A 23,335-nucleotide genomic window follows, 5' to 3' on the forward strand; every position below is an offset into this window, starting at 1 on the left:
CCGATGTACGACAACCCGATCACCGCCGATCGGCACCCGCGCTTGGTCGTTTGGGCGCAGTGGTTTCTCGCCGCCGGCTACTCCCTCACCCACGTCGCCGACCTGTTCGACTGCGACGCTCACGATCTCAAGATGGCGGTGCCTCATGACTGAAGTGAAGAAAAAGCCAAAGGAAGGCTTTGTCGATCGGATCTCGGATCGATTGGCCGATGGTCGATACCTGGTCGTCGTGCGCGTCGGGTCGAAAACGATGGGGGCATACACCACGTCGCCCCCGAAGGCTGGTGCGACTGTTCCGATTGAACGCGGGCAGCCGGTCCTATGACGCGCTTCGGTGTCGCAGTCGACCGCACCGCTTGGCTGCTCGGCCTTGCCATCTATCCGGCAGGCCGCACCGCCTCCCTTCACATCGGATACCTCTATCTAGAGGTGCAGATCGCAGGAAGAAAAAGATGCCAGTGATCCAGATGCAAGAAGCCATCGCCGAACGCGCCTGTGCCGCGATCGACAACCTTCGCGCCCTAGAACTGCAGGCGGGGCTAAAGCTCTCGCCTGCAGCCGCTTGGGTGGTTGCCATGATGGAAGCCGACCGCGCTGGGGTGTCCACCGAAGAAATCCACCACGAAAGCCACACCGAGCGTCACCCGTTCTTTAGGAAAACTGACCTGATGAAGAGCCTTGTCGCGCAGATCCATGAACGGATCAGCGGCGATGCAACGCTCACCGAAGACGGCGTCATACGCCTAACCCCGCTCGGTCGCCTTCGGATCCGCTTAGCCATGGGAGAACGTTTCCAATGACTGCCCCTACGAGAAGCCGCCGAAGCCTGACTTCGCTGGTTCAACGCGCCATCCAATCGGGCAATCACCGGGTCGACATCGCGCCGGACGGTATGGTCACTATCTTGCCTTTGAACGTTTCTGCTGCGCAGGCTGATCAGATTGCGCTCGATGCAGAGATCTCAGAGCTACTGAACAATGGCCATGGTCCCCGTTAAAGGTGTTCACGTCGTCAAGAGTAACGGCCGAACCTACGTTTATGCCTGGCGCGGGGGGCCGCGACTTCAAGCCCAGCTGGGTACGCCTGAATTCTTTCAGGAACTGGCTGAAATCACGGCCAAAACAACCGCTCCGGATAGTCGCAAAATCCTTGGGCTGGTTGCGGATTATCGCGGCTCGGACGACTGGAAACGACTTGCCGAGAAATCCCGAAAAAACTGGCAGCCATTTCTAGACAGCATCTGCGACACGTTCGGCTCCACAAGCATAGCCGCATTCGACCGCCCTCTTGTTCGGGTCGCTATCCGCCAGTGGCGCGACCGTTATAAGAACACGCCTCGTCAAGCCGACATGGCGCTGCAAGCACTGTCGCGCGTACTATCCTTTGGTGTTGCTGAGGGCCGCCTTCAGGCCAATGCCTGCACAGGCATTCCACGCCTCTATAAGAGCAATCGCGCAGAAATCATTTGGCTGCCTGAAGACATTCAGGCGCTATCCGAACACGCCTCCAAAGAGGTCATGTGGGCTGTGCGAGTGGCCAGTCTGACAGGCCTGCGCAAATCCGATCTTTTGAAACTGTCCTGGTCCCACGTGCAGCCCTATTCGATTGAGCGCCGGACAGGCAAAAGCAATCATCAGAAGACTGCCGTCATCCCGCTCTATCGCGAGCTGCGCGAACTTCTCGCTGAGATACCAAAGCGCGCTACCACCATCCTGACCAACACAGACGGCCATCCCTGGAAGAGCGGCTTTGATGCCTCATTCCGACCGGCCAAACTCAAAGCTGGCATAGATCACCACTTCCATGATCTGCGAGGCACCGCTGCGACGAGAATGTACATGGCCGGCCTCACGGTGCGCGAAATTGCCGAAATGTTCACATGGAGCGAAGACCAGGTCGAACGCCTGATCAAGGTCTACGTCAAAAAGGACGAGATCCTTCTGGACCGGATTCGCCGCATCGATGAGCTCGAAGCGAGAACAAAGCTGTAAAAAACGCTGTAAAAACGTTCAGCCCCAATCCCCCTAAAACCCTGGCGCGCCCTGCAGGACTCGAACCTGCAACCGTCCGCTTAGAAGGCGGGTGCTCTATCCGGTTGAGCTAAGGGCGCTTGGCAGTTTGGGTGCGGCGAACTGGTAAGGGGGTTCGCGATTTTCGACAAGATGTCAGTGGCATTCTGGACATGCAAAAGGCCAGCCAAATGAATGGCTGGCCTTTTCGCAACATTGCCGCCGGACTTAGTGGGTCCAGGAGACCTTGCGGTTGGTCGCAAAGTTGTCAGCGTAAGCCTTGATGATCACCGGGGCTTCGTTCGGCTCATGCAGGCGGAAGGCGATGCCGTGACGCTCGGCATAGGCCACAGCGTCTTCCTTGGTTTCGAAGGTCAGGCGCACTTGGCCATTCATGTCGGTCGTGCCGCTCCAACCCATCAGCGGGTCGTTGAAACGGGCCGTCGCCGGTTCGAACTCAAGACGCCAATCGCGCGACTTGGCCTTGCCGGACTGCATAGCGGTCTTGGCCGGGCGATAGATGCGGGCGAGCATGGGCGAAATCCTCAACAAACAGTCGTGAGGGTCCATAGCCTCCCCTGCCCGTCGGGTCCAGACTTTGCTGCGCCGAATACGTCCAATCAGGCCGCGACATGTGCCGGAGCAGTGTCGATCCATCGGCGGGCGGCCCGTTGAGCCTCTGCCAACTCCTCGCTGCCCATCTCTGCGCTCATTTCCTTGCGGTATTCCCGCGCTTCGACCGAGCCCTTCATAGCGGCCAGATTGAAGATCATATGGGCCGACACACGATCCAGCGGGCACCCATCCTGTCCGGATGAATAGGCAAGACCCAGTTTAAACAAGGCCTCGCCATCCATATCGGGCGTCGGCAGCGGCAGTTGGTCGCCAGACAGATCAGCGGCCGTATCTTGAACACTAATCATAGTCACATCCTCATAAGTGGGACCTTCTGTCCCGACCTCGTTGGATGCATTCAAATAACAGCGGTTTGAAATTTTGGTTAACGGCTACGCTGGCCAAATAGAACGCGACGCGCTGCTTCGGCATCTTTGCCGTTATTGGTGATATCCCGACGGAGTTCTGCACCAACGATCTTCCCCTTCTGAACAGCGGGACGCGTCCCTACCCGTTCATGCCAGGCTTTCAAATTAGGGAAGTCATCGAAGCTCTGACCCTGAAGGCTCGGGATGACCCAGGGCCAGCAGGCCATGTCGGCTATGGAATACTCCCCCGCCAGATAATCCCGATCAGACAAGCGGCGATCCATCACGCCGTACAGGCGGTGCGTTTCGTTGGTGTAGCGATTGACGCCATATGCCAGCTGCCGCTGGTCGCGGATCATAGCGGGTGCGTATTGGCGGAAGTGATGTGTTTGACCGGCCATGGGCCCCAGCCCCGCCATCTGCCAGAATAACCACTGATCAACCTCGACCCGTGCGCGCTCTTCGGACGGGTAAAACTGACCGGATTTGCGACCCAGATATTGGAGTATTGCGCCGGATTCGAAAATGCTGAGCGGTTTGCCATCGGGTCCATCAGAGTCGACGATGGCAGGCATGCGACCGTTCGGGCTCAGGGCCTGAAACGCGGCTGCGAACTGCTCACCGGTGCCGATGTTGATGGGCTTAACCTCGTAAGGAAGACCCATTTCTTCCAGCGCGATGCTGATTTTTATCCCGTTCGGCGTTGGCCAGAACCACAGTTCGATTGGGGCAGACATTCGATACTCCCTCACCTTTAGCGTTCAAACAGTCATGCCACAGGCACGAATATGAACAAGACCTGCCAAATACTGACTGCACAGTTCAGTTTCGGTTCAGGCAGCAAGGCTCATGAGTTGCGTCAGACAGGATTCAACTTTGGAGGCGACTATGAAGTTCGCAACTAAGGCCGCAATCGCCGCTTTGGCGCTGGCAACGACCGCCGCCCCTGTGCTGGCGCAAGCTCAAGACCGCCACCATCGTGGTGATGATCGTCGCTATGAACGCGGTGATCGTCGGGGCGACCGAGATCGCGGTCCGGGCCGTGACATGCGTCCCAATGATCGCCCGGGTCCGCAGCACGTTCGTCCGCAGGGTCGCCCGCATGTATCGGGTCCGGCCCGCTGGGAACGCGGGAACCGTGACTGGTGGCGTGGTCGTCCCGAGTTCCGTGACTATCGCGGTGCGCGCAACGGCTATTGGTATGCACCGGGCCGCGGCTATTACCGTGTAGAACCGCGCTACTATAACTATCGCTGGCGCACCGGTGCCTACCTGCCGGCAGCTTATCGCAGCTATGAAGTTCGCGACCCGTACTTCTACGGCCTGCGTCCGGCACCGCGCGGCTACCGCTACGTCCATGCCGGCAACGACATTGTGATGATTGCTATTGCTACGGGCCTGATCACCAGCGTCCTGAGCGGCATCTATTAAGTCAGGCTCTTTCTAGTCATCGAGCTAAACTTGCCCCCGACAGCCTCTCGCGTCGGGGGCATTTTCTTATCTGGAATGAACTTTGTTAGTTGAACGCTCCATTCAGTCACAGTTCATGTGACGGAGTTCATTCTGAGGGCGTAATAAACGGGCGAGGTCCCAACATGAAACGTACCCTGCTTACCTTCACCGCAATCACCAGCATGCTGCTACCGCTGGCAACCCCGGTTGTGGCTACAGCGCAGGACAGCGCTGTTCAGCGCCGTGTCGAACGCGCCCAGCGTCAGCTGGACCGCGACACCGCACGCGAGCAACGCTCGGAGCCGCGTCGCGAAGAGTCGCGTCGTCAGGAGCCTCGCCGCCAGGAACAACGCTCTCAGGAACAACGCCCGCAACCGCAGCGCAGTCCCGAAGCGCGTACTCCGGATCAGCGCAACAACTCGCGCCCGCAGTATCGCGCCGAGGACCGCAGCGGACAGCGCCCCGAATATCGCGGGCAGGACCGTCGTAACCAAAGCCCGGTCCAGCGTCGCGTAGAGGAAGCCCAGCGCCAACTGGATCGCGCCAACGGTGTCCGCCCCGATCAGCGCGATCGGGATCGTGATCGTGACAGGCGCAACGACACCCGTCGCTGGGACAGTAACAACAACCGTCCGCAGGCCAACCGTCAGGACCGCCGCGACAACTATCGCGACTTCCAGCGCCGTTGGAATTCCGATCAATGGCGTCGTGACTTCAACCGCGACCGCCGCTCGGACTGGTGGCGTAACGACAACCGCTTCCGTAGCTGGAGCGGTGTGCGCGTCGGCTTCTATTTCGCGCCCGGCTATGGCTACTACAGCGTCCCGCGTTCGTACTGGAACCGTCACTGGCAGATCGGCCAGTTCCTGCCGGACGTGTTCTGGCGCTATCAGGTGAACGATTATCGCACCTATGGCCTCGGCTACCCGCCCCCGGGCACTCGCTGGGTTTACGTCGATAACTCGATCTATCTGATCGACGAATACGACGGCTACATCGTCGAGGTCATCCGCGACGCCTGGCGCTGGTAAACTTCACGTAGAACATAAAGAAAGCCCCTGAAGCCTAAACTTCAGGGGCTTTTTTGTACTCCACTGCCGCTCAAGTAGCGAATGACCGCGTCATGAGCGTTAGCGGCAACCCGAGGGGTCGGGGGCGCGGCCCCCGAGCATTACAAACCGAGCTTTGCTTTGAGGATATCATTGACCGCAGCAGGGTTCGCCTTGCCGCCGGTAGCCTTCATGACCTGACCGACGAACCAACCGATAGCTTGCGGCTTCTCGGCGACAGCAGCGGCCTTGTCCGGGTTAGCGGCGATCAGGTCGTCAACGGCCTTCTCGATTGCGCCCGTGTCAGTCACCTGCTTCAGGCCGTGCTTCTCGACGACCTCTGCCGGAGAGCCTTCGCCCTTCCAGACGTGGTCGAACACTTCCTTGGCGATCTTCGACGAGATGACGTTCGTTTCGATCAGCTCGACCAGTTCCGCAACGTGCGCTGCCGGAAGGGGGCTTTCGCTGAAGTCCTTACCATCAGCGGCAAGACGCGCCGACAGTTCGTTCGTGACCCAGTTGGCAACCAACTTCGCGTCACGGCCCTTGGCGGCAGCTTCGAAATAGTCAGCCTTGGCCTGTTCCGAGATCAGGACGATGGCGTCGTATTGCGACAGACCGTACTGATCCATCAGGCGACGGCGCTTGTCGTCCGGCAGTTCCGGCAGGCTGGCCTTGATGCCATCAACCCACGACTGTTCCAGAACCAGCGGCAGTAGATCCGGATCCGGGAAGTAGCGGTAATCCTGCGCTTCTTCCTTGGAACGCATGGAGCGGGTCTCGCCCTTGGTCGGGTCGTACAGGCGGGTCTCCTGATCGACCTTGCCGCCGTCTTCCACGATCTCGATCTGACGACGAGCTTCGTAGTTGATGGCTTGCGAGATGAAGCGGAACGAGTTGACGTTCTTGATCTCGCAACGGGTGCCGAGGAAGCTGAAGTCGCCGGTTTCCATGAACTTGTCGTAGTTGCCGACCGGGCAAACCGACACGTTCACGTCCGCGCGCAGGTTGCCCTTCTCCATGTCACCGTCGCAGGTGCCGAGGTACATCAGGATAGTGCGGATCTTCTTCACATAGGCAACAGCCTGTTCAGGCGAGCGGATGTGAGGACGCGACACGATTTCCATGAGGGCGGTGCCCGCACGGTTCAGGTCGACATAGGAATCCGTCGGCGACAGGTCGTGGATCAGCTTACCTGCGTCTTGTTCAAGGTGCAGACGCTCGATGCCGACGTTGAAGAAGGTGCCGTCTTCGGCCTCAACCTCGACGACGCCCTCACCCACGATCGGGTGATACAGCTGGCTGATCTGATAGCCGGTCGGAAGGTCCGGATAGAAGTAGTTCTTGCGGTCGAACTGCGACTTCAGATTGATCTGAGCGCGCAGGCCCAGACCCGATTTCACAGCCTGCTCGACGCAGAACTTGTTCAGGGTCGGCAGCATGCCCGGGAAACCGGCATCAACCAGCGAGACCTGCTCGTTCGGGCCAGCGCCGAAGCCGACGGCCGCGCCCGAGAACAGCTTGGCCTTCGAAGCGACCTGAGCGTGGATTTCCAAGCCCATGACGATTTCCCAATCGCCGGTGCGGCCTTTGATTACAGTTGCGTTCGCGCTCATGCTCACCACCACTTAGCCGGCTTGGAAACGAAGCCAGCGGAGTCTTCGATCGCGCCTGCGACCTTAAAGACGGTATCTTCATCCAGAGCCTTACCGATGACCTGAAGGCCGAGCGGCAGACCGTTTGCGTCCAGACCGGCCGGAACCGAGATGCCCGGCAGACCTGCCAGGTTGGTGGTCACGGTGAAGACGTCGTTCAGATACATGGTCAGCGGGTCGATCTGCTTGTCGCCCAGCTTGAATGCAGCCGACGGGGTCGACGGCGTCAGGATGGCGTCAACCTTGCCCCAGACGTTGTCGAAGTCCTCGGCGATACGACGACGAACCTTCAGGGCGCGCACGTAGTAGGCGTCATAGAAGCCAGCCGACAGAACGTAGGCACCGATGGTCAGGCGACGTTGAACTTCCTTGCCGAAGCCTTCAGCGCGCGATGCGGCGTACAGGTCGTCCAGCGACGAGAAGTCTTCGGCGCGGTGGCCGAAACGCATGCCGTCATAGCGTGCGAGGTTCGACGAAGCTTCGGCCGGAGCGACGATGTAATAGGTCGGCAGAGCGTATTTGGTGTGCGGCAGGCTGATCTCTACGATCTCGCAGCCCGCAGCCTTGAGCCACTCGACGCCTTGCGCCCAGAGGTTCTTGATCTCTTCCGGCATGCCGTCGACGACGTATTCCGCCGGAACGCCGATGCGCAGGCCCTTGACCGACTGACCGACCGACTGGGTCCAGTCAGGGGTCGGAACGTCAAGGCTGGTCGAGTCCTTGGTGTCGAACGAGCACATGGAGTTCAGCAGCAGGGCCGAGTCCTTGACCGTCTTGGTGATCGGGCCAGCTTGGTCGAGCGACGAAGCGAAGGCGACCATGCCGAAGCGGCTGGCGCGACCATAGGTCGGCTTAATGCCAACAGTGCCGGTGAAGGCCGCCGGTTGGCGGATCGAGCCGCCAGTGTCCGATGCAGTCGCCGCAAGGCAAAGGTCAGCAGCAACAGCCGAAGCCGAACCACCCGACGAACCACCCGGCGTCAGAGCCGCGTCGTCGTTCTTGGCTTTCCACGGGTTCACAACCGGCCCGAAGGCCGAGGTCTCGTTGGCCGAGCCCATGGCGAACTCGTCCATGTTCAGCTTGCCGAGCATGACCGCGCCGTCGCGCCACAGGTTGGCGGTGACGGTCGATTCATACGGCGGAACAAAGCCGCGCAGCATGTTCGAGCCAGCAGCCGTTTGCACACCCTCAGTGCAGAACAGGTCCTTGATGCCCAGCGGTGCGCCTTCCAGAGCACCACCCTCGCCCTTGGCGATACGGGCGTCGGACGCGCGTGCCTGCTCCAGAGCCTTTTCGCCCGTCACTTCGACATAGGCGTTCAGCTTGGGGTTCGAGGCTTCGATCTGCGTCAGGAAGGATTTGGTGATTTCTTCCGACGAGAATTGCTTGGACTTGAGGCCTTCAACGGCATCGGCAAGCGTCAGTTTAGTCAGGTCGCTCATACTCTTACTCCACGACCTTCGGCACGACAAAGAAGCCGTCCGTCGCCTTGGGCGCGTTCGACAGGACGTCGGCAACCTTGTCACCGTCCGTCACTTCATCTTCACGCAGACGCAGGGTCTGGGCCACATTCGAGGTCATCGGCTCGACACCGTCTACGTCCACCTCGTTCAGCTGCTCGATCCAATTCAGGATGCCGTTCAGCTCCTGGGCCAGCGGCTCCAGTCGTTCCTCGGGGGTCTTGATACGGGCGAGGTGGGCAACCCGCCTCACCGTCGCGGCGTCGATAGCCATGAAAGTCTCCGAAATTCCGGTAGCGCGACGATAGGGAGTCGAAGCGCCTACATTGAATATGTGGGTTACCGCCCTGCTGCCGCTTCGACAAGCGGTTCCCACGAAAAGCGCCCCTTAGAGGCTCTCAATCTTGCATCCTTCAGGAGCCAGAGGCGTTAGCGTCGATCAGCATGCGCAAATACGACCGTAGCAGAACCGCCATCATTCTAAGTGGCATTGGCGCGATCCTGCTGATGGTGTCGCTATATCTCGTCTTTCGGGCGAACCTGCCTCGACTAATCGCCGTCATTCCCTTGGTCATCACGTGCTTGTCGCTGACCGCCTATTATCGCTTCGACGATTTCCTGTTGAAGCCTGCGGACGACGACCCCGCATCAACTCGCCGCGCCATCACCCTGTCCAACACTAGCGCCATCGGCGCACTGGCGTTCGGATGGATCAGCCGATGGGTCTATTCGGGCGATTTGATACTGATTTGGGCATTGGATGTCGCGGGTTTGCTGGTCCTGATTTCAGCTATGGTCCGGATGATCAGGCTACGTCTCGAACGTCTTCAACGACGATCCGGCTGATTATCGGGCAATGGCAATTGCAGCGTCACCAGGGTAAGGGATCGCCGTGCCTGTATATGACCTAAAAGACCTACCCGCCGCCTGCCCTCCGAACACCCCGTGGATCGGACTGGACCTTGGCGAGAAAACCATCGGCGTCGCCGTTTCCGACGGCAGCCGCATGATTGCCAGCCCCCTCAAGCTGATCCGCAAAAGCAAGTTCACGTTGGAAGCCGAAGAACTGTTCAAACTGATGGCGGGCCGTGACGTGTCGGCGCTTGTCATCGGCTTGCCGCTCAACATGGACGGCACTGAGGGCCCTCGGGCCCAGTCGTGCCGTGCCTTTGCTCGAAACCTGGAACGCCTGCGCCCTGTCAACGTCGCGTTTCAGGACGAACGCCTGTCCACCGCGGGCGTAGAGCGCTTCCTGATCGAAGAGTTGGACCTGAACCGCAAGCGTCGCGCGGAAGTCGTGGACCGCACCGCGGCGTCGTGGATCCTTCAGGGGGCGCTTGATCAAATCCGTATTTCCAACGGCCAAATCTGAGACATTCGGAAACCGGAAGTGACGCCATCCACCGATAGGATGGCGTCCGCCTATTCCCTCGGCCGCGAGTCACGCCTATAGCGGCTACTCGATGACCCAAGCCGCACTAGTCACCGAAATCATTCAGGAGCGGCTGACGCCGTTCCCTAAGGACCACTTCCTCGCCGCAGCGGACCTGAACCCGCCCGCCGCCATGGCTTTGCTCGATCTGGCCGACGCCTTCGTCGACTTCAATCGCCAAAGCGCCAAGGGCGTCGATGTGATGCGCGGCCAGACGGTCGTGAACCTGTTCTTCGAGAACTCGACCCGCACCAGTTCCTCGTTCGAGATCGCCGCAAAGCGTCTGGGTGCGGATGTTGTGACCATGCCTGTCGCCTCTTCCTCGGTGAAGAAGGGCGAGACCCTGATCGACACCGCCGTCACGCTGAACGCGATGAAGCCGGAAATCCTTGTGGTGCGCCACTCAGCCTCGGGCGCGGTGGACTTACTCTCGCAGAAGGTCGGCTGTGCAGTTGTGAACGCCGGTGATGGGCGTCACGAACACCCGACCCAAGCCCTGCTCGACCTGCTGACCCTGCGCCGCACCTTTGGCGATGTGGGCGGCCTGACGGTGGCCATCTGTGGCGACGTGACCCACAGCCGCGTGGCTCGCTCCAACATCGCCCTGTTGCAGATGATGGGTGCCCGCGTGCGCCTTGTCGGTCCGCCGACCCTGATCCCCAGCGTCGCCCAGCGCTGGAATGTCGAGATTTGCCATGACATGAAGGAAGGGCTGCAAGGCGTTGATGTTGTTATGATGCTTCGCCTTCAGCTGGAACGCATGGCTGGCGCGCTCATTCCGTCAACCCGCGAGTATTTCCGCTTCTGGGGGCTGGACCGCGAGAAGCTGGCCTATGCCAATCCCAACGCCAAGGTCATGCACCCCGGCCCGATGAACCGCGGCGTCGAAATCGACTCCGACGTGGCAGACGACCTGTCCGTCTCGCTCATTCAGGATCAGGTCGAGATGGGCGTCGCTGCCCGAATGGCCGTTCTGGCCGCCCTCGCCCACCGCCGCGCGGTAGGCAACTAAATGAACTCGGCTATGACCAAGACCGCCATTATCAATGCCCGACTGATCGACCCTGCGACCGACTATGACGGTCAGGGTGCGGTCGTGATCGAGAACGGCAAAATCAAACAGGTCGTGCACGGCCACGGCGCTGTCGATATCGATGGTGCAAACGTCATCGACGCCATGGGCCGCATCCTTGCACCGGGTCTGATCGACATTCGCGTGAAGACGGGCGAGCCAGGCAATGAGCCCAAGGAAACTCTGAAGTCGGCAGCCCTGTCGGCAGCGGCGGGCGGCGTCACCACCATCGTCATCCAGCCCGATACTGATCCGGCCGTCGACGATCCGGCCATGATCGACCACATTCAGCGTCGCGGCGCGGCTTTGGAATTGGTGCACGTCCGCGCTGCCGGTGCCGCCACCCAAGGGCGCAAGGGCGAGCGCATGGCCGAAATCGGCCTGATGGACGAAGCCGGCGCATTGTATTTCACGGACGTCGACAATGTGATCCTGAACTCGCGCACGCTTCAGCGGGTGATGAGCTATGCGGCTTCGTTCAACGCCCTGATCGCGTGCCGCCCGACCGAGCCTTGGCTGTCGGAAGGCACGGTCGCCACCGCCGGCGAGTTGTCGACCCGTCTGGGCCTGTCTGCCCAGCCTGCCATCGCAGAACGCATCCAATTGGAGCGCGATCTGGCTCTGGTCGAGCAAACGGGTGCCCGCTTCCTCGTGGACCAGATTTCGACCGACAGCGCGCTTGAGGTCCTGACCCGCGCCCGCAAGCGCGGGTTGGACGTCGCCGCTTCGGTGTCGATCAACCACCTGTGCTTCAACGAGATCGACATCGGCGATTACCGCACTTTCTATCGCCTCGATCCGCCGCTGCGCACCGAGGAAGACCGTCAGGCCATGATCGAAGCCGTCCGTGACGGTCTGATCGACGTGATCACCTCGGCCCATTGCCCTGAACCCGCCGAAAACAAGCGCCGCCCGTTTGCCGAAGCTGAACCGGGTGCCGTTGGTCTTGAGACCCTGCTGGCGGCGGCGATCACCAATCTGCACCACGAAAACGGCATCGAACTGATCGACGTCCTTCGCCCGCTGACCCACGGTCCGGCCAGCCTGTTGGGCCTTGAGAGCGGTACGATTGCCGAGGGTGCCCCCGCCGATCTGGTGCTTTTCGATGCAGGCGCTCCCATCGTCGTGGATGCCGCCACACTCAAGTCCAAATCCAAGAACTCGCCGTTTGATGGGCGCCGTCTGCAAGGCAAGGTCTTGCTCACCCTCGTCGAGGGCCGCATCGTCCACGATCAACGCCAATAGGAGCGAATCAAAGTGCAGGATCTCGCGGCCCCCGCCGCAGCGACACTCGGACTGGTCACACTGGCCGGATATCTTCTTGGCTCCATCCCGTTCGGGGTGTTGCTGACCCGCGCCTTCGGGGCTGGTGATGTCCGCAAGATCGGCTCGGGCAATATCGGTGCAACGAACGTTCTGCGCACCGGTCGCAAGGATCTGGCGATCGCTACCCTGTTACTGGACGCGGGCAAGGGCGCGGTTGCGCTACTGCTGGCCCGTCACCTGACCGGAAGCGATCTGGCCGCAGCCCTTGCCGGCGGTGCCGCCTTCCTCGGCCACCTGTATCCGGTGTGGCTCAAGTTCAAGGGCGGCAAAGGCGTCGCTACCTTCTACGGCCTGATGCTGGCCGCCACTTGGCAGCTGGGTCTGGCCGCCGCTGCGATCTGGATTTTGTGCGCGGTGCTGTTCCGCATCTCCTCGCTGGCTGCTCTGATTTCAGCTGCGATCACGCCGCTGCTGGCGTTGTCGCTGCTCAAAGTCGGCGTTGATGTGCCCAAGCCCATCTTCCTGCTGTCGATCTTCTCGGCCGTACTGATCTGGTTCCGCCACCACGAGAACATCGCCCGTCTCGCCAAGGGACAGGAACCGCGCATCGGCGCGAAAAAGTCCGGAGCTGAAAAAGCATGACGGGCCTGCCGGAGGCCGAGCGCATTGCCCGCCTCCGGCTGGCGCGGACCGACAAAATCGGTCCCGTCACCTTTTCCCAACTTCTCCAGCGATTTGGCTCAGGCCTCGAAGCTATCGATCGTCTACCCGAACTGGTCCGCCGGACGGGGCGTGCGGCCTATCGCGTGCCCACTGTCGACGAGGTGACGCCGGAACTGGAACGGGGCGAAACCTATGGCGCGACGCTTTTGGTTCTCGGAGACGTCGCCTATCCGGCTCGCCTTGCTGCCATTGATCCGCCTCCGCCCGTTCTGTGGGCCAAGGGCAAGGTCGATTTGCTGAGCAGCGAAGCCGTCGCCATTGTCGGCGCTCGGATCGCATCAGCGGGGGCCATCCGGTTTGCCCGTAGTCTCGCGCAGGACCTCGGCCAACACAGCTATACAGTCGTCTCCGGCCTCGCACGGGGCATCGACACTGCTGCGCACATCGGCTCGGTCGAAAGCGGTACGGTCGCGGTGCTCGGCGGCGGGATCGATGACATCTACCCGCCGGAAAATGCCGAACTCCACGCACGCATCGGCACCGAAGGCTGCATCCTGTCTGAAAACCCTATGGGTGCCCGCGCTCAGGCCCGCGATTTCCCCCGCCGCAACCGTATCATCTCGGGTCTGACCCGTGGCGTCGTCGTGGTCGAAGCCGAGCTCAAGTCCGGCTCTCTAATCACCGCGCGGCTGGCCGCCGAACAAGGGCGCGATGTGTTCGCCGTTCCGGGGTCGCCGCTTGATCCGCGCACACGCGGAACCAACGACCTGCTACGCCAAGGTGCCATCTTGTGCGAAGGGATCGAGGACATCGAACGCGCCTTCACGACCCTGCGCACCCTGTTCGAGCCCCCGGCATACCAGTCCTTTGAACCGGCCAATGAGGACTGCACACCAGATTTGCTCGATCAGGTCGCCGCCCTGCTCTCGCCCGTTCCCACACCTAGCGACGAGATCGCGCGCGCCTTGAACATCAGCGCCTCGGTCGCTGCGGGTGCATTGCTCGAACTCAGTCTGGCAGATCGAGCCTCTCTGCTACCGGGCGGTTTGGTCGCCAGCGCCTAGCTCAGGTCTGATGGCTGCGCGCGACGTCGGCAGCAACCTCCAACAGACAGGCCAGTTTCTCGTCTCCCTGCGCCCGTGCCATGACAGCCAACTCCTCCGTCATGTCCCCGACGTACTCGCGCATTTGCGAAACGCCATAAGGCAGCGCACCCGCTGCACTCGTTAAAGCACCGCCATCAGGGGACCTTCGACGTAAATTCGGCATCGACCAACTCCACAACCCCAGCTTCACCGTTGGTATAATCTAAGGTTGTAAAAAATTGCAATACACACGTGTTAATAGAGCGCCAAATCATGGCGCATTGACATATTGGCCGGTCACCACCACGTTCGCGCCCCGTTTTCCCGAATAGAGCGCCATGAATCTCGTTATCGTCGAGAGCCCCGCGAAGGCCAAAACTATCAATAAGTACCTGGGTCCGGACTATAAAGTCCTGGCCTCGTACGGTCACATCCGTGACCTGCCGTCCAAGGACGGCTCGGTCTTGCCGGATGAGGACTTCGCCATGTCGTGGGAAGTCGACGCCAAGGCTACCAAGCGCTTGTCCGAAATCGCGGAGGCAGCCAAGAAGGCTGACCGCGTTATTCTCGCGACCGACCCCGACCGCGAAGGGGAAGCGATCAGCTGGCACGTTCTGGAAGTCCTGAACAAGAAGAAGGCCCTGAAGGACACCGAAGTCGAGCGCGTAACGTTCAACGCGATCACCAAATCGGCAGTTCTCGAGGCCATGGCCAATCCGCGCCAATTAGATATGGAGTTGGTCGAGGCTTACCTCGCCCGTCGCGCTCTGGACTATCTGGTGGGCTTCAACCTGTCGCCGGTTCTGTGGCGCAAGCTGCCGGGCGCACGCTCGGCCGGTCGCGTTCAATCGGTCGCCCTTCGCATCGTCGTCGATCGCGAAATGGAAATCGAAAAGTTCAAGCCGCAGGAATACTGGTCGGTTGAAGCCGACCTGACTGCAGACAGCCCGCCCTTCACCACCCGTCTGGTCAAGCACGAAGGCAAGCGCGTACAGCGCCTCGACATCGTGTCAGAGGCCATGGCGACGGCTGCCCGCAATGCGATCAACAACGGCGACTTCACCATCAAGTCGGTCGAGAAGAAGCCGGCCAAGCGCTCGCCTGCCCCGCCGTTCACCACCTCGACGCTTCAGCAAGAAGCTGCCCGCAAGCTCGGCTTCACCGCCCAGCGCACCATGCAGGCCGCGCAAAAGCTGTACGAAGGCGTCGACGATACGGGCGGTCTGATCACCTACATGCGTACCGACGGCGTTTACGTAACGCCCGAAGGCATCGCGCAGGCCCGTGAGGCCATCACCCAACGCTTCGGTCCGGCCTACGTCCCGTCGGAACCGCGCTATTACAAGGTGAAGGCCAAAAACGCCCAAGAGGCGCACGAAGCCATCCGCCCGACCAACATGCTGCGCCATCCGGACAGCGTGAACCTCGAGCAGGACCTCAAGCGTCTGTACGAACTGATCTGGAAGCGCATGATCGCCTCCCAGATGGAATCGGCGCGCATGGATCGCACCACCATCGAGATCGAGACGCCGGACGGTCAGACCGGCCTGCGCGCTACGGGTCAGGTCATTGTCTTCGACGGCTTCATCGCCGCCTATGAAGAAGGCCGCGACGAGAAGCAAAAGGGTGCCGAGGACGACGAGGACGAAGGTGGCCGCCTGCCCGCGCTGAAGGAAGGCGCGAAGGCACAGGTTCAGGCCATCCGCACCGACCAGCACTTCACCGAGCCTCCACCGCGCTTCTCGGAAGCGACACTGGTCAAGAAACTCGAAGAGCTGGGCATCGGCCGTCCGTCGACCTATGCGTCGATCCTGTCCACTCTGCGCGACCGCGAATATGTCCGCATGGACAAGAACCGCTTCTATCCGGAAGACAAAGGCCGTCTGGTCACGGCCTTCCTTGAACAGTTCTTCACCAAGTGGGTCGAGTACGACTTCACCGCCGCCCTCGAAGGCCAACTCGACGAGGTTTCTGCTGGCGATTTGAACTGGAAAGAACTGCTGCGTTCGTTCTGGGGTGATTTCCACGCCGCTACTCAAGCTGCGGGCGAACTGCGCACAACCGCCATCCTCGATCACCTGAACGAGGCACTCGGCGCGCACATCTTCCCTGACAAGGGCGATGGCAAAGACCCGCGACTGTGCCCCGTCTGTAACGAGGGCCAGCTCAGCCTGAAGACCAGCCGTTTCGGTGCCTTCATCGGTTGCTCGCGCTATCCGGAATGCAAATACACCCGTCCGGTCGCGTCGCCCGACGGTGCCGAAGGTGCCGCTGAAAGTGGCGACCGCGAGCTGGGCGTCGATCCGGTCACGGGCAAGCCTGTGCACCTGAAGATCGGTCGTTTCGGCCCATACGTAGAAACCGAAGCCGCCGAGGAAGGTGCCAAGCCGCGCCGCTCGTCCCTGCCCAAGGGCTGGTCGCCTGCGTCGCTGGATCTGGATCGTGCGCTCAAGCTGCTCAGCCTGCCGCGTGTCGTGGGTGAACACCCTGAAGACGGCAAGCCGATCACCGCAAGCCTCGGCCGTTTTGGTCCGTTCGTGGCCCACGACGGTACCTATGCAAATGTCTCGGACATCGAAGAGGTGTTCGAGGTTGGCCTGAACCGTGCTGTCGCTCTGCTTGCCGAGAAGCGCGCCGGTCGCGCAGCCCGTGGTTCCGCTGCGGCACCGCTGAAGGAACTTGGTGCCCACCCCGAGGACGGTGCAGCCGTTCAGGTCATGGCTGGCCGCTATGGTCCGTACGTCAAGTGGAACAAGGTCAACGCGACCCTGCCCAAGGGCACCGAGCCTGACGATATGACGCTGGAAGCGGCCCTGCCGCTGCTGGCCGCCAAGGCTGGCGCTGCACCCAAGAAGAAGGCTGCCGCCAAGAAGCCGGCAGCGAAAAAGCCTGCGGCTAAAAAGGCCACTGCCGAGAAGAGGCCAGCAGCCGCCAAAAAGCCCGCTGCGAAAAAGGCTCCGGCCAAGAAGGCAGCCAAGGCCGCCGAAGAGTGATGGATTAGCCGGGGCTGTTACCCAGCCCCGGCCGTCCTCTGACCAGTGTGTTTTCTACGCGCCGCCCCAACGGATCGCGCCCCGACCATCGGTCACCGACCTTCGCCGGGAAATAGTCAGTGCAAAAACGGCCCAGCAGGACACGCGGGCGAATATCGTTCAAGCACAGCTTGCGGCCCTCCAATGTCCAGCGCGCGGTCACCTCGCGGCCATCAGTAAAGAACGAGCGGTATCGACCGTTGGCATCGAACCAATGATGGACCTGACCGCCATCTCGATAGGTCGTCACGATCGTATTGCCGAAGGTCGCCGAAATACCTTGGTCGCGGGCCACGACCGGCGTTGCCAGCGCAAGCGCAGCGACCAGACACAAGAGGTTCCGCATAGGCCAATCCGTCGTATCCGCGCGGGATCGCGCCAAATGTCTACGTTCGGGAAACGCTGGCGGATTTCGAAAAAAGTTGACTGTGTCGTAGGGCTTTACCTATACCGCCCCATGCTCGGAGCAGGACTGGCGATGCGCGCCGCCCGCTCGCCCAAGAGGGGCGGCTCCGTCAGCAGAAGGCGTCGATGACGCTATCCTCTGTCCAAATCAGGACTACATGACCGAGTTTTCCAAACTGGGCCTCTCGCCCACGATCCTGCAAGCTGTCGCCGAAACCGGCTACACCGAAGCAACCCCTATTCAAGAACAGGCCATCCCGGTGGCCCTGGCAGGCCGCGATGTTCTGGGTATCGCCCAGACCGGTACCGGTAAGACCGCTGCCTTCACCCTGCCCCTGATCGAACGCCTGTCCACCGGCCGTGCCCGCGCCCGTATGCCGCGCGCCGTCGTGCTGTGCCCTACCCGCGAACTGGCCGATCAAGTCGCCGAGAACTTTGCCAAATACGCCAAGGGTACCCGCCTGAACTGGGTGCTGCTGATCGGCGGTGTGTCGATGGGTGATCAGGTTGCCATGCTCAACAAGGGCGTGGACGTGATGATCGCAACGCCGGGCCGTCTGCTGGACCTGTTCGAGCGCGGCAAGATCCTGCTGACCGGCGTCGAGATCATGGTCGTCGACGAAGCCGACCGCATGCTGGACATGGGCTTCATTCCCGACATCGAGCGCATCTTCAAACTGACGCCGCCGCGTCGCCAGACCCTATTCTTCTCGGCAACCATGCCGCCGGAGATTACGCGTCTGACCCAGCAGTTCCTGAAGGACCCGACGCGCATCGAAGTGTCGCGTCCGGCCCAGACTGCGGACACCATCACGCAATACATAACCCGCCTGCCGGTGGGCGATCCGAAGGCCAAGCGCACGGCGCTACGCCTGCTGATCGAACGTTCGGAAATCAAGAACGGCATCGTCTTCTGCAACCGCAAGTCCGACGTCGATATCGTCGCCAAGTCGCTGACGGTTCATGGCTTCGACGCTGCGCCGATCCACGGTGATCTGGATCAGTCCCTGCGTATGCAGACCCTGGCCAAGTTCCGTAATGGCGAGTTGAAACTGCTGGTCGCATCGGATGTTGCGGCTCGCGGTCTGGACATTCCGGATGTCGGCCACGTCTTCAACTATGACGTTCCGCACCACGCGGACGACTATGTGCACCGTATCGGTCGTACCGGTCGTGCTGGTCGCTCGGGCGAGGCCTTCATGATCACCACGCCGTCCGACGAAAAATCTTTGGATAAGGTTCTGAAGCTGATCAAGAAGGACCCGGTCGAACTGGTTCTGGAAAACGTCGACTTCACCGAGATCAAGGACCGTCCTGCTCGGAGCAGCAGCGAAGGCCGCTCGGGCCGTGGTCGTCGCGAACGTACGCGTGACGCCAAGCCGACGGAAATCGAAGACGTCGTCGAAGTCGTCGCTGTGGCTGATGAAGCTCCGGAAGGTACCCGTTCGCGCCGCTCGCGTACCCGCCGCAAGCCCGAAGCCGAAGCCGTGGCGGCTAACGAAGTTGTTGTTACTCCGGTCGAGATCGCTACCCCGGCCGAACAGCCAATCGCCGAGCCTCGCGCCGAAAAGCCGTCGCGCAATCGCAACCGGAACAACCGCAAGGCGAACTCGCCGGAGGTCTCGTTGTCCAGTCCTGCGACCCACAGCGCGGCATTCGGCGATGAAATCCCCGCCTTCCTGCGCCGTCCGGTTATATTTCCGGCCTAAGTGATTTTTATCGCCTAGCTTAACACACAGGTTACGGGTTTTCCCTTAGGTTGCACTGGAACTGTCTCCGGGGGGAAGCCAATGAGTGAGTTCGTCGATACGGCCGTACGCGGCCCGCAGGCCTATTCACTGGCCCGTAAGGTGATTGATGCGATGGAGGCCGCCTCTGTGTGGCCGACACCGCTCAATTACGAGCTTTGGCTACACTATATTCAGGCACCTGAAAGTCCGCTGGCCGTCGAGATGCGCCGCATCTTCGACAGCAAGCTGCCGTTCACCGACACAGTCGCGGAAATGCTTGCGACCGAGTTCCTGCCGCGCAGCCGACTGTCCGAAGAAATTCGCGATGCCGGCGCGGTGCTCAACCGCGAACTTGCGGCAGTCGCTACGGCCATCGACAAGGCTCGCGAAGTGCAGGTCCAGTACGCCGAGACCCTGTCAGAGGCCAAGGAGCAGTTTGAAGAGGCCGCTCCGCTCAGCCCGCTATCCGATCTGATCACCACTCTCGCCCGCGCCACGCGCCGTATTCAGCGTCACACGGTAGTTCTGGAGCGCAGGCTGGAGTCCTCGCACACCGAGGTCAGCAAGCTGCGAAACCACTTGGAACAGGTTCGCCGCGACGCCATGACGGACGCCCTGACCAATCTAGCCAACCGCAAAGCGTTTGACGAGAAACTGGACACGATCTGCGCCGACCACGACGAGCACGGCGGCACCGTGTCATTGGCGATTATCGACATCGATATGTTCAAGCGGTTCAACGACACTTGGGGCCATCAGACGGGCGATCAGGTGCTGCGTTACGTCGCCAGCGCGATCTCGCGGATCGCCCAGATGCCGCGTGTTGCCGCCCGTTATGGCGGTGAAGAGTTCGCCATAGTCTTCCCCGGTGAGACAGCTTCGCAAGTCGAGCATGTGCTCGAAACCCTGCGCAGTGACATTGCTTCACGCGCCCTGCGCCGCCGTTCGACCAATGATGATCTGGGCGTGGTCACAATCTCGGCCGGTGTGGCGCACCGCCATAAAAACGAAAGCCCGCTCCAACTGATGGAACGGGCCGACGCAGCGCTCTATGTTTCCAAGCGGGCCGGACGCAATCGCATTTCCAGTGCCCAGAATATTCTGTCAGAGACGGCTGCCTAACCGGCATCCGCCTCGACAAGGCCTCATTGGGCGGGGATGACCGCGCCCTGATACTTCTGGGCGATGAAGGTGCGTGCGGCCTCGCTGCGAAGCGCGTTGCCCAGAGCGACGATGCGCAGATCGTCCTTATTGTCCGGGCGAGCGACCAGATAGTTGATGTACGGGCTGTCCGCACCTTCCAACGACAGCGCGTCTGTGCGCGGCGACAAGCCGGCATCCAGCGCATAGTTGGTGTTGATCACAGCAGCATCCACTTGCGGCAGGATGCGCGGGATCGTAGCCGCCTCCACTTCGCGGAACTTCAGACCCTTACGATTGTCCTGGATATCCGCCACGGTTTGGAGTGCATTCTCACCCTTACGAAGCGTGATCAAACCAGCCGACTGGAGCAGCAACAGCGAGCGGCCGGTATTCGATGCGTCATTCGGCAGAATGATTTCCGCACCATTCGGAAGATCAGCCAGCTTAGCGTGCTTTTTGGAATAGAGGCCCAAAGGCTCGACGTGAATGCCCGCAACGGTCATCAGATCGCTGCTACGGGCTGTGTTGAATTCGTCCAGATAAGGCTTGGTCTGAAAATAGTTCGCATCCAGACGCTTTTCAAAAAGCTGGACGTTCGGCTGGACGTAGTCGTTGAAGACCTTGATCTCCAGCGTCACCCCTTCGGCGGCCAACAGCGGGCGCACCATTTCCAGAATTTCCGCGTGAGGCACAGCCGTTGCTCCGACCTTCAGCGGTTTGGAAACGTCAGGGGCTGCGCCTTGCTCGCTTCCCTTGCCACAAGCTGCCAATAGACCAACGGCGGCCAAAGCAGCAGCGTTCAGGAGAAGGGTACGGCGAACAAACATAAACAGCCTCTGGAATCAGTCAGCGATGCGAGACCCTAGCGACTAGCCAGTCCCCGATCATCTGGAGAATTTGTACCATAACCAGCAGAAGCACTACCGTCACGATCATTACGTCGGTCTGGAAGCGCTGGTAACCGAAGCGAATAGCCAGATCGCCCAGTCCGCCTGCGCCCACCACCCCTGCCATGGCCGTATAGCCAACAAGTGCAATGGCCGCGACGGTCGCCGCAGCAATAATGCCGGGCAGTGCTTCCGGTAGCAAAGCGCGAGTAACGATCTGCCAGGTGCTCCCCCCCATAGCCTGCGTGGCCTCGACCACGCCGTGATCGACTTCGCGCAGGGCGTTCTCGACCAAACGGGCATAGAAGGGGGCCGTACCCACAACGAGCGGCGGAATGGCACCCGCCACCCCCAGCGACGTGCCGACCAGCAGCACCGTGACCGGCAACATTACGATCAGCAATATGATGAAAGGCAGCGAGCGCAGCACATTGACTACAAACGACAGCACTCCGTTCAGAACCGGATTGCTGGCCAGTCGCCCCTTGCCCGACAAGAACAGCAGAACGCCGAGCGGGATACCGATGGCGAGGGTGAGTACCAGCGATCCCGCCAACATCAACAGCGTGTCGATTGTTGCCTGACCGATGTCGCCCCAGTCCACATTATCGAACATCAGCGGCCTCCGACGGTTTCAACGCCGACCCCACGACTGGCCAGTTGCTCAAGAGCAGCCTCGGCATCTCCGTCTGTAAACGCAACGACTAGCTGTCCGCACGGCACGCCTCGAATGCGGGCAATGCGGCCCGACAGGATCGAGTAATCAACGCCGACGGTCCGTGCCACCCGGCTTAGTTCGGGCTCATAGGTCGAGGTGCCCTGGAAGATAAGGCGCGCGATGTGCGCGTTGGCCGGAGCCATTGCCGCATCGAACCCGTCATCGCTTTCCGCCAGCATGGCCTGCGTCACAGGATGTTGGGGGCGAAGGAATACGTCGACCGTAGCACCCTCCTCCACGATCTTGCCGTCCTTGAGGACAGCGACCCGATCACAAACGCGACGAACCACCTCCATTTGGTGGGTGATCATCACGATGGTCAGCTCCAATTCGCGGTTCAACTGTTCCAGCAGGCCGAGGATGTCTTCGGTTGTTTCTGGATCCAGCGCACTGGTCGCCTCGTCGCACAGCAAGACGTCGGGCCCACAGGCCAAGGCGCGCGCAATACCTACGCGCTGCTTCTGGCCACCTGACAATTGGTGCGGATATTTCTTGGCATGTTCCGCCAGCCCAAGCCGCACCAGCAGTTCTGCCGTTCGAGACTTCACCTCCGATGCCGAACGTCCTTCGAGGCGCAACGGAAAGGCAACGTTGTCTTCAATCGTTTTGGACGCCAGCAGATTGAAATGCTGGAAAATCATGCCGATCTTGCGCCGCGCGGCCCGCAACTGAGCTGGGTTGAGTGCCGTGATTTCGGCATCGCCCACGAATATGCGGCCCTCGTCCGGGTTTTCCAGACGGTTGATCGTGCGGATCAATGTGGACTTGCCCGCGCCGGAGCGCCCCACCACGCCGAAAATCTGTCCGCGCTCTACGTGCAGATCGACAGAGTCCAGCGCAACACGTCCGCCTGCACGGCTCTGATAGCGACGCGTGACGCCCTCCAGACGGATCATGAAACCTCGGTACTCGTGGCGGGAATGATGGTGACGCTCTCACCACAACCGCAGGCGTCTGTCTCGTTAGGGTTTCTAAAGACGAATTTAGAAGACATGCGGGTCGTTTCGAAGTCGATTTCCGATCCCACGAGGAACAGCACCGCCTTGGGCTCGATCAGCACGACCGCGCCCTTGTCTACGACCACTTCGTCCAGAGGTTCTACACTCTCGGCATAGGCGAAGGTGTATTCCTGACCCGCACACCCCCCATTTTTGACACCTACACGCAGACCGACGCACGGACGGTCCGCATTCGCCATCAGTTCGCGCACGCGAGCGGCTGCGGCCTCCGTAAGGGTCACAACCTTGGGACGGGGGCGGCGCGGACGGCTGGATGTCTGAAAATCGGTCATCGT

At 60.9% G+C, this 23,335-nt stretch carries 25 protein-coding genes and 1 tRNA gene; 14 read left to right on the forward strand and 12 right to left on the reverse strand.

Annotation, left to right across the window (positions count from 1 at the left end; genetic code table 11):
- Positions 1–3 precede the first annotated feature (3 nt).
- The 3 genes from LOX95_RS05740 to LOX95_RS05750 all read left to right on the forward strand — a co-directional run bounded on the left by LOX95_RS05740 (position 4) and on the right by LOX95_RS05750 (position 1,991).
- Complete coding sequence (locus LOX95_RS05740; RefSeq protein ID WP_242913502.1) at positions 4–153, forward strand: hypothetical protein; 150 nt, start codon at positions 4–6, stop codon at positions 151–153.
- Between the two features lie 314 nt (positions 154–467).
- Positions 468–800 (forward strand): hypothetical protein, encoded by a 333-nt coding sequence (locus LOX95_RS05745; protein ID WP_242913503.1) that lies wholly within the window; start codon positions 468–470, stop codon positions 798–800.
- A gap of 183 nt (positions 801–983) precedes the next feature.
- Positions 984–1,991 (forward strand): tyrosine-type recombinase/integrase, encoded by a 1,008-nt coding sequence (locus LOX95_RS05750; RefSeq protein ID WP_242913504.1) that lies wholly within the window; start codon positions 984–986, stop codon positions 1,989–1,991.
- Between the two features lie 42 nt (positions 1,992–2,033).
- Here LOX95_RS05750 and LOX95_RS05755 read toward each other — a convergent pair.
- The 4 genes from LOX95_RS05755 to LOX95_RS05770 form a co-directional block, all read right to left on the reverse strand.
- A tRNA-Arg gene (locus LOX95_RS05755) sits at positions 2,034–2,110 on the reverse strand.
- A 127-nt stretch (positions 2,111–2,237) separates the two neighbouring features.
- The gene (locus tag LOX95_RS05760; protein WP_242913505.1) at positions 2,238–2,543 is read right to left on the reverse strand and encodes an ETC complex I subunit; all 306 of its coding nucleotides are present in this window, start codon (positions 2,541–2,543) and stop codon (positions 2,238–2,240) included.
- 86 nt (positions 2,544–2,629) lie between these two features.
- The gene (locus LOX95_RS05765) at positions 2,630–2,932 is read right to left on the reverse strand and encodes a sel1 repeat family protein (RefSeq protein WP_242913506.1); all 303 of its coding nucleotides are present in this window, start codon (positions 2,930–2,932) and stop codon (positions 2,630–2,632) included.
- Between the two features lie 77 nt (positions 2,933–3,009).
- A complete protein-coding gene (locus LOX95_RS05770; protein ID WP_242913507.1) occupies positions 3,010–3,729 on the reverse strand; it encodes a glutathione S-transferase N-terminal domain-containing protein in 720 nt (239 codons plus the stop codon).
- A 151-nt stretch (positions 3,730–3,880) separates the two neighbouring features.
- Between LOX95_RS05770 and LOX95_RS05775 the strand changes: the two genes are divergently transcribed.
- Both LOX95_RS05775 and LOX95_RS05780 read left to right on the forward strand, forming a co-directional pair.
- Positions 3,881–4,423: an RcnB family protein gene (locus LOX95_RS05775; RefSeq protein ID WP_242913508.1), complete on the forward strand. Its 543-nt coding sequence runs from the start codon at positions 3,881–3,883 to the stop codon at positions 4,421–4,423.
- 164 nt (positions 4,424–4,587) lie between these two features.
- On the forward strand, positions 4,588–5,475 hold the full coding sequence (locus tag LOX95_RS05780; protein ID WP_242913509.1) for an RcnB family protein: 888 nt from the start codon (positions 4,588–4,590) through the stop codon (positions 5,473–5,475).
- A 140-nt stretch (positions 5,476–5,615) separates the two neighbouring features.
- Here LOX95_RS05780 and gatB read toward each other — a convergent pair whose 3' ends face one another.
- Genes gatB through gatC form a run of 3 tightly spaced genes read right to left on the reverse strand, consistent with a single transcriptional unit; the run spans position 5,616 to position 8,882 of the window.
- Positions 5,616–7,109, reverse strand: a complete 1,494-nt coding sequence (gene gatB, locus LOX95_RS05785) for an Asp-tRNA(Asn)/Glu-tRNA(Gln) amidotransferase subunit GatB (RefSeq protein ID WP_242913510.1) — start codon at positions 7,107–7,109, stop codon at positions 5,616–5,618.
- 2 nt (positions 7,110–7,111) lie between these two features.
- Positions 7,112–8,590, reverse strand: a complete 1,479-nt coding sequence (gene gatA / locus LOX95_RS05790) for an Asp-tRNA(Asn)/Glu-tRNA(Gln) amidotransferase subunit GatA (RefSeq protein WP_242913511.1) — start codon at positions 8,588–8,590, stop codon at positions 7,112–7,114.
- Positions 8,591–8,594: 4 nt separating this feature from the next.
- Positions 8,595–8,882 (reverse strand): Asp-tRNA(Asn)/Glu-tRNA(Gln) amidotransferase subunit GatC, encoded by a 288-nt coding sequence (gatC, locus tag LOX95_RS05795; RefSeq protein WP_242913512.1) that lies wholly within the window; start codon positions 8,880–8,882, stop codon positions 8,595–8,597.
- A 170-nt stretch (positions 8,883–9,052) separates the two neighbouring features.
- Between gatC and LOX95_RS05800 the strand changes: the two genes are divergently transcribed.
- From LOX95_RS05800 to topA, 7 genes are all read left to right on the forward strand, one after another.
- Positions 9,053–9,454 carry a hypothetical protein gene (locus LOX95_RS05800; RefSeq protein WP_242913513.1) on the forward strand — a complete coding sequence of 134 codons (402 nt, stop codon included), beginning with the start codon at positions 9,053–9,055 and terminating at the stop codon, positions 9,452–9,454.
- A 46-nt stretch (positions 9,455–9,500) separates the two neighbouring features.
- A complete protein-coding gene (ruvX, locus tag LOX95_RS05805; RefSeq protein ID WP_242913514.1) occupies positions 9,501–9,980 on the forward strand; it encodes a Holliday junction resolvase RuvX in 480 nt (159 codons plus the stop codon).
- Positions 9,981–10,071: 91 nt separating this feature from the next.
- Positions 10,072–11,052, forward strand: coding sequence for an aspartate carbamoyltransferase catalytic subunit (locus tag LOX95_RS05810; protein WP_242913515.1), 981 nt, complete (start codon positions 10,072–10,074; stop codon positions 11,050–11,052).
- A 12-nt stretch (positions 11,053–11,064) separates the two neighbouring features.
- A complete protein-coding gene (pyrC, locus tag LOX95_RS05815; protein WP_242913516.1) occupies positions 11,065–12,357 on the forward strand; it encodes a dihydroorotase in 1,293 nt (430 codons plus the stop codon).
- 12 nt (positions 12,358–12,369) lie between these two features.
- Complete coding sequence (gene plsY / locus LOX95_RS05820) at positions 12,370–13,020, forward strand: glycerol-3-phosphate 1-O-acyltransferase PlsY (protein WP_242913517.1); 651 nt, start codon at positions 12,370–12,372, stop codon at positions 13,018–13,020.
- Positions 13,017–14,105 (forward strand): DNA-processing protein DprA, encoded by a 1,089-nt coding sequence (dprA, locus tag LOX95_RS05825; protein WP_242913518.1) that lies wholly within the window; start codon positions 13,017–13,019, stop codon positions 14,103–14,105. The genes plsY and dprA overlap by 4 nt, the downstream gene beginning before the upstream one ends.
- A 359-nt stretch (positions 14,106–14,464) precedes the next feature.
- Complete coding sequence (gene topA / locus LOX95_RS05830) at positions 14,465–17,119, forward strand: type I DNA topoisomerase (protein WP_242913519.1); 2,655 nt, start codon at positions 14,465–14,467, stop codon at positions 17,117–17,119.
- 4 nt (positions 17,120–17,123) lie between these two features.
- Here topA and LOX95_RS05835 read toward each other — a convergent pair whose 3' ends face one another.
- A complete protein-coding gene (locus tag LOX95_RS05835) occupies positions 17,124–17,504 on the reverse strand; it encodes a hypothetical protein (RefSeq protein ID WP_242913520.1) in 381 nt (126 codons plus the stop codon).
- 217 nt (positions 17,505–17,721) lie between these two features.
- Here LOX95_RS05835 and LOX95_RS05840 point away from each other — a divergent pair, with 217 nt between their 5' ends.
- Together LOX95_RS05840 and LOX95_RS05845 are read left to right on the forward strand one after the other, a co-directional pair.
- Entirely contained in the window at positions 17,722–19,272 is a 1,551-nt protein-coding gene (locus LOX95_RS05840) for a DEAD/DEAH box helicase (RefSeq protein ID WP_242913521.1), read from the forward strand.
- Positions 19,273–19,353: 81 nt separating this feature from the next.
- Positions 19,354–20,415 (forward strand): GGDEF domain-containing protein, encoded by a 1,062-nt coding sequence (locus LOX95_RS05845; RefSeq protein ID WP_242913522.1) that lies wholly within the window; start codon positions 19,354–19,356, stop codon positions 20,413–20,415.
- A gap of 23 nt (positions 20,416–20,438) precedes the next feature.
- On the opposite strand, the gene LOX95_RS05850 is transcribed toward LOX95_RS05845, so the two are convergent.
- Genes LOX95_RS05850 through LOX95_RS05865 form a run of 4 tightly spaced genes read right to left on the reverse strand, consistent with a single transcriptional unit; the run spans position 20,439 to position 23,332 of the window.
- Entirely contained in the window at positions 20,439–21,263 is an 825-nt protein-coding gene (locus tag LOX95_RS05850) for a MetQ/NlpA family ABC transporter substrate-binding protein (RefSeq protein WP_242913523.1), read from the reverse strand.
- Positions 21,264–21,282: 19 nt separating this feature from the next.
- Positions 21,283–21,939: a methionine ABC transporter permease gene (locus LOX95_RS05855; protein WP_242913524.1), complete on the reverse strand. Its 657-nt coding sequence runs from the start codon at positions 21,937–21,939 to the stop codon at positions 21,283–21,285.
- Positions 21,939–22,937 carry a methionine ABC transporter ATP-binding protein gene (locus LOX95_RS05860; protein WP_242913525.1) on the reverse strand — a complete coding sequence of 333 codons (999 nt, stop codon included), beginning with the start codon at positions 22,935–22,937 and terminating at the stop codon, positions 21,939–21,941. Before LOX95_RS05860 ends, LOX95_RS05855 begins: the two co-directional genes overlap by 1 nt.
- On the reverse strand, positions 22,934–23,332 hold the full coding sequence (locus LOX95_RS05865) for a HesB/IscA family protein (protein ID WP_242913526.1): 399 nt from the start codon (positions 23,330–23,332) through the stop codon (positions 22,934–22,936). The genes LOX95_RS05860 and LOX95_RS05865 overlap by 4 nt, the downstream gene beginning before the upstream one ends.
- Between the last annotated feature and the right edge of the window lie 3 nt (positions 23,333–23,335).

It is taken from the genome of Brevundimonas pishanensis (genome assembly GCF_022750635.1).
Lineage (GTDB): Bacteria > Pseudomonadota > Alphaproteobacteria > Caulobacterales > Caulobacteraceae > Brevundimonas > Brevundimonas pishanensis.

Bases quoted from the DNA above. Each gene is read 5' to 3' on its own strand.
- pyrC (WP_242913516.1), top strand. From the start codon at position 11,065: ATGACCAAGACCGCCATTATCAATGCCCGACTGATCGACCCTGCGACC.
- LOX95_RS05770 (WP_242913507.1), bottom strand. From the start codon at position 3,729: ATGTCTGCCCCAATCGAACTGTGGTTCTGGCCAACGCCGAACGGGATA.
- LOX95_RS05855 (WP_242913524.1), bottom strand. From the start codon at position 21,939: ATGTTCGATAATGTGGACTGGGGCGACATCGGTCAGGCAACAATCGAC.
- LOX95_RS05845 (WP_242913522.1), top strand. From the start codon at position 19,354: ATGAGTGAGTTCGTCGATACGGCCGTACGCGGCCCGCAGGCCTATTCA.
- LOX95_RS05760 (WP_242913505.1), bottom strand. From the start codon at position 2,543: ATGCTCGCCCGCATCTATCGCCCGGCCAAGACCGCTATGCAGTCCGGC.
- topA (WP_242913519.1), top strand. From the start codon at position 14,465: ATGAATCTCGTTATCGTCGAGAGCCCCGCGAAGGCCAAAACTATCAAT.
- gatA (WP_242913511.1), bottom strand. From the start codon at position 8,590: ATGAGCGACCTGACTAAACTGACGCTTGCCGATGCCGTTGAAGGCCTC.
- LOX95_RS05860 (WP_242913525.1), bottom strand. From the start codon at position 22,937: ATGATCCGTCTGGAGGGCGTCACGCGTCGCTATCAGAGCCGTGCAGGC.
- LOX95_RS05780 (WP_242913509.1), top strand. From the start codon at position 4,588: ATGAAACGTACCCTGCTTACCTTCACCGCAATCACCAGCATGCTGCTA.
- LOX95_RS05840 (WP_242913521.1), top strand. From the start codon at position 17,722: ATGACCGAGTTTTCCAAACTGGGCCTCTCGCCCACGATCCTGCAAGCT.
- gatC (WP_242913512.1), bottom strand. From the start codon at position 8,882: ATGGCTATCGACGCCGCGACGGTGAGGCGGGTTGCCCACCTCGCCCGT.
- LOX95_RS05835 (WP_242913520.1), bottom strand. From the start codon at position 17,504: ATGCGGAACCTCTTGTGTCTGGTCGCTGCGCTTGCGCTGGCAACGCCG.
- LOX95_RS05850 (WP_242913523.1), bottom strand. From the start codon at position 21,263: ATGTTTGTTCGCCGTACCCTTCTCCTGAACGCTGCTGCTTTGGCCGCC.
- LOX95_RS05750 (WP_242913504.1), top strand. From the start codon at position 984: ATGGTCCCCGTTAAAGGTGTTCACGTCGTCAAGAGTAACGGCCGAACC.
- gatB (WP_242913510.1), bottom strand. From the start codon at position 7,109: ATGAGCGCGAACGCAACTGTAATCAAAGGCCGCACCGGCGATTGGGAA.
- LOX95_RS05865 (WP_242913526.1), bottom strand. From the start codon at position 23,332: ATGACCGATTTTCAGACATCCAGCCGTCCGCGCCGCCCCCGTCCCAAG.
- LOX95_RS05745 (WP_242913503.1), top strand. From the start codon at position 468: ATGCAAGAAGCCATCGCCGAACGCGCCTGTGCCGCGATCGACAACCTT.
- LOX95_RS05775 (WP_242913508.1), top strand. From the start codon at position 3,881: ATGAAGTTCGCAACTAAGGCCGCAATCGCCGCTTTGGCGCTGGCAACG.
- LOX95_RS05800 (WP_242913513.1), top strand. From the start codon at position 9,053: ATGCGCAAATACGACCGTAGCAGAACCGCCATCATTCTAAGTGGCATT.
- LOX95_RS05810 (WP_242913515.1), top strand. From the start codon at position 10,072: ATGACCCAAGCCGCACTAGTCACCGAAATCATTCAGGAGCGGCTGACG.
- LOX95_RS05740 (WP_242913502.1), top strand. From the start codon at position 4: ATGTACGACAACCCGATCACCGCCGATCGGCACCCGCGCTTGGTCGTT.
- dprA (WP_242913518.1), top strand. From the start codon at position 13,017: ATGACGGGCCTGCCGGAGGCCGAGCGCATTGCCCGCCTCCGGCTGGCG.
- LOX95_RS05765 (WP_242913506.1), bottom strand. From the start codon at position 2,932: ATGATTAGTGTTCAAGATACGGCCGCTGATCTGTCTGGCGACCAACTG.